This window comes from Bacillus sp. 105MF, assembly GCF_000374885.1.
In the GTDB taxonomy this organism is placed as follows: domain Bacteria; phylum Bacillota; class Bacilli; order Bacillales; family Bacillaceae_G; genus Bacillus_A; species Bacillus_A pseudomycoides.
On sequence record NZ_KB895569.1, the window covers coordinates 269,316 to 281,581 of the forward strand.

Annotated in this window: 13 protein-coding genes; 5 read left to right on the forward strand and 8 right to left on the reverse strand. The window is 38.4% G+C overall.

The features are described 5' to 3' along the window. Positions 1-10: 10 nt before the first annotated feature. Together C564_RS0109575 and C564_RS0109580 are read right to left on the reverse strand one after the other, a co-directional pair. Entirely contained in the window at positions 11-1,549 is a 1,539-nt protein-coding gene (locus tag C564_RS0109575) for a zinc ribbon domain-containing protein (protein WP_018765162.1), read from the reverse strand. A gap of 5 nt (positions 1,550-1,554) precedes the next feature. Continuing rightward, the gene (locus tag C564_RS0109580; protein WP_018765163.1) at positions 1,555-2,046 is read right to left on the reverse strand and encodes a zinc ribbon domain-containing protein; all 492 of its coding nucleotides are present in this window, start codon (positions 2,044-2,046) and stop codon (positions 1,555-1,557) included. A 153-nt stretch (positions 2,047-2,199) separates the two neighbouring features. On the opposite strand from C564_RS0109580, the gene C564_RS0109585 reads away from it, so the two are divergent. Both C564_RS0109585 and C564_RS0109590 read left to right on the forward strand, forming a co-directional pair. Next, positions 2,200-3,819 carry an SWIM zinc finger family protein gene (locus C564_RS0109585; protein WP_018765164.1) on the forward strand — a complete coding sequence of 540 codons (1,620 nt, stop codon included), beginning with the start codon at positions 2,200-2,202 and terminating at the stop codon, positions 3,817-3,819. Further along, complete coding sequence (locus C564_RS0109590; protein ID WP_018765165.1) at positions 3,803-6,559, forward strand: DEAD/DEAH box helicase; 2,757 nt, start codon at positions 3,803-3,805, stop codon at positions 6,557-6,559. The genes C564_RS0109585 and C564_RS0109590 overlap by 17 nt, the downstream gene beginning before the upstream one ends. A gap of 81 nt (positions 6,560-6,640) precedes the next feature. Here the strand turns inward: C564_RS0109590 and C564_RS0109595 are convergent, their stop codons facing one another. Continuing rightward, on the reverse strand, positions 6,641-7,126 hold the full coding sequence (locus tag C564_RS0109595; protein ID WP_003203138.1) for a VanZ family protein: 486 nt from the start codon (positions 7,124-7,126) through the stop codon (positions 6,641-6,643). Positions 7,127-7,235: 109 nt separating this feature from the next. Between C564_RS0109595 and C564_RS0109600 the strand changes: the two genes are divergently transcribed. Then, positions 7,236-7,460: a DUF1659 domain-containing protein gene (locus C564_RS0109600; RefSeq protein WP_003203136.1), complete on the forward strand. Its 225-nt coding sequence runs from the start codon at positions 7,236-7,238 to the stop codon at positions 7,458-7,460. A 28-nt stretch (positions 7,461-7,488) separates the two neighbouring features. Next, positions 7,489-7,704 (forward strand): DUF2922 domain-containing protein, encoded by a 216-nt coding sequence (locus tag C564_RS0109605; RefSeq protein ID WP_018765166.1) that lies wholly within the window; start codon positions 7,489-7,491, stop codon positions 7,702-7,704. A 20-nt stretch (positions 7,705-7,724) separates the two neighbouring features. Here the strand turns inward: C564_RS0109605 and C564_RS0109610 are convergent, their stop codons facing one another. Further along, entirely contained in the window at positions 7,725-8,123 is a 399-nt protein-coding gene (locus tag C564_RS0109610; RefSeq protein WP_026008518.1) for a DUF4359 domain-containing protein, read from the reverse strand. Between the two features lie 340 nt (positions 8,124-8,463). Between C564_RS0109610 and C564_RS0109615 the strand changes: the two genes are divergently transcribed. Further along, positions 8,464-8,955 carry a competence protein ComK gene (locus C564_RS0109615; RefSeq protein ID WP_003209016.1) on the forward strand — a complete coding sequence of 164 codons (492 nt, stop codon included), beginning with the start codon at positions 8,464-8,466 and terminating at the stop codon, positions 8,953-8,955. Positions 8,956-9,017: 62 nt separating this feature from the next. Here C564_RS0109615 and C564_RS0109620 read toward each other — a convergent pair whose 3' ends face one another. The 4 genes from C564_RS0109620 to C564_RS31860 form a co-directional block, all read right to left on the reverse strand. Then, positions 9,018-9,491 (reverse strand): sigma-70 family RNA polymerase sigma factor, encoded by a 474-nt coding sequence (locus C564_RS0109620; RefSeq protein WP_003203127.1) that lies wholly within the window; start codon positions 9,489-9,491, stop codon positions 9,018-9,020. A 214-nt stretch (positions 9,492-9,705) separates the two neighbouring features. Continuing rightward, the gene (locus C564_RS0109625) at positions 9,706-10,401 is read right to left on the reverse strand and encodes a Yip1 family protein (RefSeq protein WP_018765167.1); all 696 of its coding nucleotides are present in this window, start codon (positions 10,399-10,401) and stop codon (positions 9,706-9,708) included. Between the two features lie 267 nt (positions 10,402-10,668). Continuing rightward, a complete protein-coding gene (locus C564_RS0109630; protein WP_018765168.1) occupies positions 10,669-11,868 on the reverse strand; it encodes an ABC transporter permease in 1,200 nt (399 codons plus the stop codon). After that, positions 11,865-12,266, reverse strand: a 402-nt coding sequence (locus C564_RS31860) for an ABC transporter ATP-binding protein (RefSeq protein WP_018765169.1), incomplete at its 5' end; no start/stop codon positions are given. The genes C564_RS0109630 and C564_RS31860, both read right to left, overlap by 4 nt.

Genomic DNA, 12,266 nt, shown 5'->3' on the forward strand with positions numbered 1-12,266 from the left:
ACTTCCCTCCCTACTTCCTTGCCAATTTCATTCCAGCGAAGGCAGCTGCATATGTCAGAATAAAACTACCGAGTATTAAATAGATCCAGCCGCCCTGCATAGAAAATACTGTTCCACCTACTCCAAATTCCTTTGTTAGCTTTCCTGCAATATTAATTTCAATTTTAGAAAGAAGATTCATTACAATCATCATAATTGTATAAGCACCGCTACATACAGCTAACGTTACATACATATTAGAGAATGGCACCCTCGCTAATTTTTGTCCCGCTCTAAACATAAAGAATACTGGGATCATAAGGAGCAACAAACCAAGGTGGAATTTACCATTTATCTCATCAAAACTTTCCATTGCTGATAGCGGAGCACCTTCAGCAATTAAAATATCTTTTATTTTAACGCCACCAGCAGATACACCTGATATGAATGAAAGTTCTATCATACTTTTGTCACCTGTTGTCATTACTTTAGACATTTCCTTTTGTAACGCTGGAACCTTTATTTCTACTGGTGCAAAATGAGTCATACTCCATACATTTGGTGTGAGTTGCAATGCCATCATTGCACGCGCTGAAATTGTCGGCGCTACATCTTCGAAAGGCTTTGCATTACTACCAGATAGTGCAATGAGTGTCGTCACACAAAAAATAGCAGCTGTCAGCAAAAGACCTTTCACCATCGCTGCCATTCCATGATATAGCGATGCCCCGTATGGAAGTAGCTCCTGAAACGCATCTGCTATATTGTTTCGGCTTGTATGCGCAATCAATCCAAATAAACTAAAGAAAGTTCCGTACATAAAACCACTTACTAAACTTTTCAACGAAGAGTATCCAACTGTTATCGTTCCTACTTCTGGGAGTGCAACTGATTGTGAGGCAATAAAACTGATTACAAATAAGAATAATCCATAAATAATACCGACTGTTGTCGCTAGTACGATTTGTTCTCCAATCGTCTTTGCAACACGTTGTTTCCCTATCCAAATCCCTACTCCACATAAAATAATAAATGGAATAATTAATAGTAAAAAGAATGGAGTATGCCAAGATAACGACATAACAATTCCGCCTTCATCTCCTGCTGAAAAACCAAGTAAATGATAGCTTAATAGTGTAGAAGTTGTACTCGCATAAAAATCAGGTAACATTGTTAATTCCCTAGCAAATTCATGGAATATCTTTTTCATCATCTCTGAAACCGCTAAACTTCCAAGCCATCCCGCAAGTAACATAAGAACGCTTGCAATTGCTCCGCCAATTATCCCTGTCTTCAGACCACCTTTATGTAAGCCTAATTCAACTTTATGACCTTTTTCCATACTAGGTAACTTTACGATATGTTCTTTTTTCTTCACTGTAAATAAAGAATGTCCGCACTTTTGGCAATACAGGTTCTGCTCTGCATTTTCATTCCCACAATCACGGCAATATTTAGAGTTGTCTTGCTCAAGAACGACACTGTCTCCAGACACCATTGTCATACTTCCTTCATTTGGACAGTAGTTCACTTCTTCTCCATGTTGATTCCCACACATGCGACAGTACATTTCGTTCACTCCCCACCTTGCTTAATTCCACAAACTGGACAAAAAATGGAGCCTTTTGCAATGTGCTCATTACATGATACACACGTAACCTTTTCTACGTTGCTCTCTACAAATAGCATTGGATTTGGTTTTCCGCATGTCCCACAAAACTTATCACCAATTGATAAAGAGCCTCCACACTCACACGTTACTTTCTCTCCTTGTTGTTTTTGCAGTTCAACAATTCGTTTTCGTGCTTGATAAATTAAAACGTCAAATTCTTGAATCGGAGCAACTAATTGCTTTAATACCTCTTCCTTGACCCCAGTATCTCGAATCTGAACATATACCTGTTGGCCAAGCTCTAATAAAACTTCTGTCTTCTTATGAAGCTGCACTTGTATTTCCTTTTTTAATTGCGCAATCTCTTGTGCCACTTGCAACTTTATCTTTCCCTGTTCAATTCCTTCTTGTAGCTTATTCATACCGCTTCCTAATTTCGTCTGAAAATCTGACAAATCAAATCCCCTCCTAAACAAAAAAGTCACGTATTTAACTATATATATTACCATATTTTTCTAGATTAAATACGAGCAAATTCATTTTTTCTGTTTTCACCTCTTTTTGTTTATAATGGTAGAGGAAATAAATCTTTTGTACGGAGGAAAACTATGCTGCAACATTCAATTACGAAAGATGAAATTATGATGATCGCGAATGAATTTGTTCAAGGACTCGATCCGCAGCAAGTAGCCGATCAAGAGCATGTTGCCACTGCTCGTCATTTATATCGCAGCGGTCTTGTCTACAACGTTGATTTTGATGGCTATACGTTATCAGGTACCGTAGATGCTGAAGGAAATGTGTATAGCGTCCATATTCCGATTCGTAATATCGCGGAAAGCTATTGTGATTGCTTCGCGCCGACGCAGTGCGAGCACATGCTTGCTGTTCTACTGTCTGCTGCTTCTAGCTTCGGACAAGTGGGAGAAGTATTAACATTATTTAAAAATAAAACGAAACCATCACTCCCTCCGATTCGAACAGCACGACAAGTATTACAATCGTCTGTATTTGAAGAAACGGAATTTACAAGTTGGCACGCATATTTTAAATCTGAATATGACGCATTTAAAAAAGAACAAACACGACTCTCGTATAGACAAATGTATTTTCTTATGAGCATCTTTACAGACTTTTACATGAAATTAGAACGAAAAGCGCCGCGTGTCGTTGCTATACATGAATTGTTCAAATTACATGGTGCACTTTTTTGCTTTCAAAAGCTATTAGAAGAAATCCTTGACTTTGAGACAAACAAAACGTATTCCTATCACCAACCTATTAACGTTGTCCGGCTATTTGTTGATAAAGTTGAATCACTTGTACGTGACTTGAAATCAGAATCGATTCCTGCTGAATGTGAACCAATTTTGCAAGAAACAGCTCGACAAGTGCATGATATTTTCTTCTCTACCGATTCCTATACACAGGAGAGGTTCTTTATTTACCGGCATATATGGGGAGAGTTGCTAGCAGAAAAATCTTGGATACAAGAAGAAGAAAAACGAATTGATGCGAAGATGAATCCACTTTCGAAAGCACTCGCCTCTTCTCACCTCTTCTTTTTAAAAGAAGAGGATCATTTAGCTATGGTCTTACTCGAAACACAACCGGCTCAAGTTGTCGGTCTTTATTTCGACTGGCTCGAAGATTTACTGAGTACAATGCAATGGGAGCGCGCCAAAAATTGGCTGTCTTTCACATATAAACAAGTGAAAAAGACAATGAATGATCAGGCCGATCCCCTTTTTGTAAAAGATATCGTTCGTTTGTTTGTCATGATGTATGAAACATATGCAACACACACAAATGAACAAGCAGGTCTTGAAATGATTTTGCAAGAACTATTGCCATACAGCTTCACAAACTACGAGCAATATGTACTAGCAAAAAAACAATATCATGCATGGACAGAACTTCATCTCTTGTATGGATTTGAAGCAATTGAATTGCTAAAAGAACCACTGAAAGAAATTGAAAAAGAAGCACCAGAAGCAGCTCTTCCGCTCTATCATCTTGCAACGATGCAAGCAATTGAGGAACGGAATCGCAAGTCATACCGCCGTGCAGTCCGTTACTTAAAGAAATTGCGTATGCTCTATAAACGACTCAAACGAACAGATGAATGGCACATTTTCATTGTCCAAATCGCTAACTTATATTCACGTCTAAGAGCACTACAGGAAGAACTGCGGAAAGGAAAGTTAATCGATGATCATACAAACTGAAGTAACAATTCGGCTCCAGCACGTAAGTCAAGGTTGGTTCCTTTGGGGAGAAGATGAAACCGGCAATCTCTTACCTGCAAGAGATTGGAAACAACATGCCTTCACATGGCATTCAACTTCCTTCTATGGCACCTTCTTGAAAGAAGCTACATACGAAGGACGAAGCGGGATTATGCTAACGAGCGTTCAAGCATTTGAATATATCGCCAATAAACCAATGAATTCATTTGCCAGGCTGCAAATGAATGATCCCATTACCGCACTTACGCCAAATGCAAAAGAACTATGGGATGCCTTTGTAACTGGAAGCTTTATACCTGATATGAAGCGCTGGTCCGATTATCCGTCATGGAAAGTTAGCAATGTTTCAACTCAAGATGATACGCTAGCATCCCTTTTCTCTCAGGCAGTTAATGAGAGTATTCTTCAAGATGCTCGCTCTAATGATGGCTGGGAAGATGCGAAGCGACTATATGAGCACTATGATTTTACGAAAAGACAGCTTGTAACAGCAATGCATGAAGAAGATTGGCTCCGGAAAATTGGCTACATCGAGGATGATCTTCCCTTCACAATTGGACTTCGTCTCCAAGAACCACACAATGATTTTGAACTGTGGAAACTTGAAACGATTATCACCACAAAACGCGGAGCACACCGGATATACGTCTATAATGACATCGATTCACTACCAAAAAGATGGCATAACTACGAAGAGCGTATTCAAGAAACGCAGGAAGGGTTCGGTAAGCTAGTTCCATGGCTTAAGGAAGATGATCACTTTCGAACTGAGCTCTATGAAACAGAAGCATGGAACTTCTTAACAGAGGCGAGTAACGAATTATTAGCAGCCGGCGTTGATATTTTACTACCGTCTTGGTGGCAAAACTTAAAAGCAACGAAACCAAGGTTACGCGTCCAATTGAAGCAAAGTACGAATCAAACACAATCCTTCTTCGGCATGAACACTCTCGTCGATTTCGACTGGCGCGTTTCCACAGATGGCATCGACCTATCAGAGAGTGAGTTTTTCGATCTTGTCGAACAAAACAAACGACTCTTCAATTTAAATGGACAATGGATGAGACTCGACCCTGCCTTTATTGAAGAAGTGAAAAAACTAATGAAACGTGCAGATAAATATGGCCTTGAAATGAAGGATGTTTTGCAGCAGCACTTATCAAACTCTGCCGAAGCAGAAATTGTAGAAGAAGATAATCCATTTACAGACATTGAAATTGAGCTAGATGGCTATTACGAAGAGCTCTTCCAAAAATTATTGCATATCGGAGACATTCCAAAAGTTCCAATACCATCTTCCTTGCAAGCCACACTTCGCCCATACCAAGAACACGGTGTAGAGTGGCTCTTATATTTACGAGAGCTCGGATTTGGAGCGTTGTTAGCGGATGATATGGGTCTTGGAAAAAGCATCCAAACCATTACTTACTTATTATATGTGAAAGAAAAAAGCCTCCAAACAGGTCCGGCACTAATCATAGCACCGACGTCTGTTCTTGGAAATTGGCAGAAGGAGTTTGAACGCTTCACGCCGCATTTACAGGTTCAACTACATTATGGAAGCAACCGTTCGAAAGGCGATTCATTTAAGGACTTTCTTCAGAGTACGGATGTCGTATTAACTTCTTATGCATTAGCACAACTTGATGAAGAAGAGTTAAACGCGCAGTGCTGGGATGCGATCATCCTGGATGAGGCGCAAAATATTAAGAACCCGCAAACGAAACAATCGAAAGCGGTTCGTAATTTGCAAGCAAATCACAAAATCGCTTTAACAGGTACGCCGATGGAAAACCGGTTAGCAGAGCTATGGTCTATTTTCGACTTCTTGAACCACGGATATCTTGGTAGCCTAGGACAATTTCAGCGCCGCTTCGTAACACCCATTGAGAAAGATCGTGATGAAGCGAAAATTCAGCAAATACAAAGATTCATCTCACCGTTCTTACTGCGCCGGACAAAACAAGATCAAACAGTCGCATTAAACTTACCGGACAAACAAGAACAAAAAGAATACTGTCCACTAACAGGTGAGCAAGCATCACTATATGAACAACTCGTACAAGATACACTACAAAACATTGAAGGCTTAACAGGCATTGAAAGACGCGGTTTTATTTTAATGATGCTCAGTAAGCTAAAGCAAATTTGTAATCATCCCGCTCTTTACTTAAAAGAAGAAGCGCCGAAAGATATTGTGCAGCGCTCCATGAAGACGCAAACATTAATGGATCTTATTGAAAATATAAAAGATCAAAATGAAAGCTGCTTAATTTTCACGCAATATATTGGAATGGGGAATATGTTACAAAAAATATTAGAAGAGAAATTCGGTCAGCGTGTTCTCTTCCTAAACGGTAGTGTACCGAAAATAGAACGTGATAAGATGATCGAACAGTTCCAAAATGGAACATATGACATCTTCATCCTCTCATTAAAAGCTGGCGGCACAGGTCTAAATTTAACTGCCGCAAACCACGTCATTCACTATGATCGCTGGTGGAATCCAGCTGTAGAAAATCAAGCGACAGACCGAGCATATCGCATCGGTCAAAAGCGATTTGTACACGTCCATAAACTCATTACAACAGGTACACTTGAAGAAAAAATTGATGAAATGCTAGAACGTAAACAATCGCTGAGTAGCGCTATTATCACAAGTGATAGCTGGATGACAGAACTCTCAACAGACGAGTTGAAGGAATTACTCGGTGTATAAAATCCATTTTAATAATGAGATGCTGTGTCGCATATTATCGAGGCGTCGATATATTCACAAAAAAGGAGCTATCCCGAAGGGTTAGCTCCTTTTTCTATGCCAAAACCAATTGCTTATTATAATTCCTGTCAGTCCGCCCGACGTATCTAAAACTGAATCTTGCCACATCGGTGTACGGTCACCTGTAAACGATTGATGAATTTCATCGAATGTTGCATATCCAGCGACAATCAGAAGTGCGAATACGAAGGAACGCATTCTTGAACAACCAGAACGGTGCAATGCATAATACGAAAGCGCACCAAGAATCAAGAATACTGTGAAATGAGCTCCTTTACGAAGGAAAAACTCAACAAAACCACCAACGCCTTTATTTTCAATGCTAACCGGTGTTCCCCCGCCATAGTCAATCGATACACCGGAGAATTTTTCTTCTACAAATTGAGACGGAACATACTTCTCAATATCTGAACGCATATCCTGCTTCTTATACGGCTGTGCTGAAGAATAAAAAATAATCCCCATCCATAGTAAAACGGGAATCCAAACTAACCATTTACGATTCATCTTTTGAAACTCCTCTCTTATTCTTCTAAGCGTACCAAAAAAAATAAAAAATTTCACGCCAAAATATGACCGTTGCCTCCTATATATATGACGAAAAGGGGGTGAAAAAATGGCGATTGAAACGATTGTAACTGACTTAAGCTTGCGCCTTGTCCTAAACGGTGGCACAGACAAAAACGGGAAAACTATTTTGAAAAACAAACAATTTAAACGAGTAAAGCCAAATGCTGATGTAGCACAGGTCCATGAAGTGGGACGTGCCCTTGCTTCATTACAAGGATTAAAGCTTCATGCAGTTCAACTTTTAAGTACATCTGACATCTCAAATCCGTAAAAATTTAGTGACAAGGAGGTAAATGATAATGACAGTACTCGAACTGATTTTCTTAAAAGAGGATGGAAAAACAGTCGTCTTCTCTATCGACAATCCTATTACACCTGTGAATGAACAAACCATAGGCCAAGTGATGGACACAATTCTCTCCTCTGCAATTTTCTTATCACTTAGTGGGAACACTCGTAAAAAAGGGGCACGCCTTGTTGAAAAGACAGTATCAGAAGTAACAGTTGCTCCTTAAACGCAAAAGACGAAGCTGCATCAATTTGCAGCTTCGTCTTTTTTCTTCGGCATCTCAATCGGAATAAAAATATGAGAGAATCCGATTGAAACATATTTATAATTTTCTTTCCCAATTGTAAATTCCGTCTTATACGTCGAGAAGAAAATATAATCGCTTCGCTTTGTATAATGGTTAATCAACACGTCAACTTGTGGCTCTACATATTTCTTTGCTAACTTCTTACCAATTGTCGCAAGTTCACCAACAAGCCCATCTGGGTCTTCTTTTTCAACCTCTGTTAATTTCTTACTAATATCATTGCGATTCATAAATTGCTTTGCTGCCCATTCTGTATATTCCCCTTTACTCGGGTTGCTATTTGCTAAATATACGAAAAGAAGGACAACAAGTGCCATAATTATATACTTCCTTTTCATATTCTATCACCGCCTAACTGTTTCTATTTTCATATATATGTACAAGCGATGCAAATTATATAAATCTAAATTGAAAAAACGATAGAAACCCTTTCTTTTTAAGGAGGAAAAGAGTGTAGATTCATTTTTGTATGCAAAACAGCTTATATGTCGAAAAATTAAAATGAATTTATATAGAAGGCTTACTATTTACAAAATAAAGTAAACTTTACAAACATTTACAAATATTTAAAATTATTTTTATATTCCATCTATATACTAAAATATGTAAACAAATACTTTTAAGGAGGCTTTTCCTTTGGACGACCTAGTTAGTCATGATACTATCTCTAGTTCTACAATGATACTTGAGCCTTACGCCCATCCTTTTCACCGTACTAAAATAACAGAAAATGATGGAAATATTAAGTTTTCATCTAAAACATCATTACAATTGGTACAGCTATCTTGCCTATTACATAACCATTCTACCTATAAAGGAAGGCGAGATGCGATTCAAGAAAATTATTACTTTAAACAAAATATCCCAATCCCAATTGATCATCGTCATTATATTTGCGCCATTCCAACGAAATCTCCTGCATCTCCAGACTGTATTTGGGTTTTCTATAGTCATATAAACAAAATAGAAATTTATAATAATCGCAAGCAATCCAAACTTCATTTTTATAATGGTACAACCATAATTGTTGCTACTAGTTTTTATCAAATGCAACAACAATTTTTGAAAGCTGGATTTCTCTTGTGCCGCATGAACATGCAAGATTCACAACAATTTCGAGATATTTATAAAGTCATGCGCCTCCTAGACAAACCATTACTTCCTTGCTAGTACAAATTTGTTATAAAAAAATGGAAGACACAGAATATTCCTGCCTTCCATTTTTCTTTTTTTCACTCTCTTATACTGCTGCGCATCTTCCCCAGTGCCTGCCGATATACCCATCTCACTTGATGATATGTCATCTCCATCTCTTCCGCAATTTCATGTATCTTCTTTCCTGCATAAAAACGTTCGTAAATAATATGTTTCTCTTTCTCATCTAACAAACTCATATAATCCTGAGTTTCTGACAACACTTCTGCTCCGCATACATTTTGTAACATTTCCTGTCCGGCGAATGTATGCCGCTTTTGAAATCGATTTTCTTTCTTTAGTTTCTCTAGCAAATATCCACGTACTGTTACAAGTGCATAAGCTGCAAAAGTTCCTTTCTCCTCCTCATACTTTTCGTATGCCATCCAAAGTCCAATTAAACCACATTGATAGTACTCTTCATAATCCCGGTACAGATAAAGCTTTTTCATTTGATTTTTAATCATCTTTTCATACAACGTAACTGTTTCTGTAAAAGTAGCCGGTTTCATATTATACCTATTTCTAAAAGGTATACCTCTTTGTTATTCCGCGGTACCTTTACAATATAAGAAGATAAAGAGGATTTCATGGTGAGTTATTTAAAATTCTGCATAGGGAAATTTCAAATATCTGTAGAGGAAATTTGAAATACGAGGCCTAGTATTTCAAATACATACAAAAATAAAAAACGGCTCCTGATCGAGCCGTTTTCTGCACATATTCTTATCCATTGAAACTTTGCATAAACTTTGCTACTGCGATAATCATTACACTTACAAACGCTACTTTAATAATAAAGAGAACGATAATTGGAACCGCAGCTTTTACTTTTCCTAACCCAGCTGTTATTTGTAATCCCATCCAGATTAAAACGATATTCCATAAATAGAATACCTCAACTATACTACCGATTGCATACCCTGTAGTACCTTGTTCAAATAATGGTGCCAAGCTTGTATACCCAGTTGCACCACTTCCAAAAATTAAATCTAAAAGAGAATTAATAAGTCCACCAATTACAAGCACAATATTCGCATATACAATAATGGCTAACAATTTTTTGTACGAAGTATCATTTCCAAAAAACATCATAAAGATTTTATAGACAGCTGCTACAATAAGAGTTCCAATTATTATCCCAATAAAACCTGAACCGATTGACTTACCAACTAAATATCCGATAGAGTCTTCTTGGCCTGTGCCAAATTTCTTCTGAATTTCCATCATCTCAGGCGATGATTGCGCCACATATGTAGATAATCCATTTACAAGTGCTTGTAACAACGCAACCAAAAAGAACATACCCCAAACCTTATCAGTCGCTTTCATTCTCTCAAACTGTAAGCCAGGAGATGTGATCATTCCTATTAAAGATGGTTTTTCTCCACTAACCTTTTGCGAATTAACATTCGGTTCCATTCTAAAAAACCTCCTTGTATTTTTCTCACCCGTTCTAACGGGCGGTTCACTTCCTCTTCTTCAGAGACTGTGAACCGCCCACTAGAATAATATAAAAATCGACTTGCACTCTTGTTCTCTCTTTGGTTTCACTTAGCATGGGGACAAAAAGGCTCTGACCGCTTCTATCCTCGAGCGGATTCCCTCTCCCACCTAAAAGAAATGGTTTTATATCTTTTTTCTATTTGTATGTGTAGTAGAGGAACGCCCCTCTACTACACTACCAATCTATTCATAACGAAGTGCTTCAATAGGATCTAGTTTCGCTGCTTTATTCGCTGGAATTAATCCGAAAATAATACCGAGCGTCATCGAGAATAACACGCCACCAACGACAACTTCCCATGAAACGAGCGGTGGCCATTTCGCAAATGTAGAAACAATATATGCACCACCATAACCAAGACCGATTCCGATCAATCCACCAAGAAGCGTTAACATAACGGCTTCAATTAAGAATTGTAGCAAGATTTTACTGCGCGTTGCTCCAAGTGCTTTACGTACCCCAATTTCACGTGTACGTTCTGTTACGGATACGAGCATAATGTTCATAACACCAATACCACCAACGACTAATGAAATACCAGCAATACCACCAATAATCATTGTCATAATGCCCGTCATTTTTGAAATACCTTCTTGAATTTCTTTTAAATTCATCACTTCGTATTTACCAGATGCATCACTTGGCTTACGACTATTTAATACATCAGCAGCTTTTTTACCCGCTTTTTCTAAATCATCCACATTTTTCGCTTGAACAGAAATACTTTGAATCTCATCTTTTCCATATATTGTTGGCCACAATGTAATTGGAATTAAAGCTTCCGATGGCCCCATTCCCATAAACTCATTATTTGATTTATAGACACCGATAATTTGCATCGGTTGTCCTTTCATCTCAATAATTTTTCCGACTGGACTTTCCTTTTTGAAGACCTTTTCTTCCATACTCTTACTGATCATCACGACGTTATTACCTTGCGCAATATCCGATTCTTGTAAGGATCGGCCTTTTAACACTTTCACTTTATTTACTGAGAAGTACTCACTATCTAATCCTGTAATACTCACCATCTCTTTTTTATCTTCAATATCGAGTGGCTCCATACTTGAATTGGTTGTAAGAACATGCGCAATCTCTGGAAGTTTTTTTATTTCAAAAATATCTTCCTCAGTTAACTTTGGTTGTTCCATCATTTCCATACCATACGGATCATTTATATCCGCACTATAGTGAATTGGGATTACGTTATTACCAGCTCCAACGAATTGCGACTTTAACGCTGCTTCTCCGCCCTGCCCAATCGCAACAACAGTAATAATGGAACCAACGCCTATAATAATCCCAAGCATCGTAAGCGCTGAGCGCAGTTTATGAGCTAGAATAGAAGATAGGGCAATTTTTATACTATCTAGTAAACTCATACCGCACACCTTCTATCTTCTGTAATTTTTCCGTCTCTTAACACAATTCGGCGCGAAGAATATGCCGCAACTTCTTCTTCATGCGTAACCATAACAATCGTTGTACCTTCTGCGTTTAACTTTGTGAAAATATCCATAACCTGCTCTCCAGATTTCGTATCAAGAGCACCTGTTGGTTCATCGGCCATAATAAACGTTGGATCATTTGCAATAGAACGTGCGATGGCTACACGCTGCTTTTGCCCACCTGAAAGTTCGCTTGGCAAGTGATGCACGCGGTCAGACAATCCGACTTTCCCAAGTGCTTCAAGAGCTCTCTGACGGCGCTCCGCTTTCTTCACGCCGCCATATATAAGCGGAAGTTCTACATTTTCTACCGCTGAAAGACGTGGCAATAA

Bases quoted from the DNA above. Each gene is read 5' to 3' on its own strand.
- C564_RS0109600 (WP_003203136.1), top strand. From the start codon at position 7,236: ATGGCGATTGAAACGATTGTAACTGACTTAAGCTTGCGCCTTGTCCTA.
- C564_RS0109620 (WP_003203127.1), bottom strand. From the start codon at position 9,491: ATGAAACCGGCTACTTTTACAGAAACAGTTACGTTGTATGAAAAGATG.
- C564_RS0109575 (WP_018765162.1), bottom strand. From the start codon at position 1,549: ATGTACTGTCGCATGTGTGGGAATCAACATGGAGAAGAAGTGAACTAC.
- C564_RS0109615 (WP_003209016.1), top strand. From the start codon at position 8,464: ATGATACTTGAGCCTTACGCCCATCCTTTTCACCGTACTAAAATAACA.
- C564_RS0109595 (WP_003203138.1), bottom strand. From the start codon at position 7,126: ATGAATCGTAAATGGTTAGTTTGGATTCCCGTTTTACTATGGATGGGG.
- C564_RS0109585 (WP_018765164.1), top strand. From the start codon at position 2,200: ATGCTGCAACATTCAATTACGAAAGATGAAATTATGATGATCGCGAAT.
- C564_RS0109625 (WP_018765167.1), bottom strand. From the start codon at position 10,401: ATGGAACCGAATGTTAATTCGCAAAAGGTTAGTGGAGAAAAACCATCT.
- C564_RS0109605 (WP_018765166.1), top strand. From the start codon at position 7,489: ATGACAGTACTCGAACTGATTTTCTTAAAAGAGGATGGAAAAACAGTC.
- C564_RS0109610 (WP_026008518.1), bottom strand. From the start codon at position 8,123: ATGAAAAGGAAGTATATAATTATGGCACTTGTTGTCCTTCTTTTCGTA.
- C564_RS0109630 (WP_018765168.1), bottom strand. From the start codon at position 11,868: ATGAGTTTACTAGATAGTATAAAAATTGCCCTATCTTCTATTCTAGCT.
- C564_RS0109590 (WP_018765165.1), top strand. From the start codon at position 3,803: ATGATCATACAAACTGAAGTAACAATTCGGCTCCAGCACGTAAGTCAA.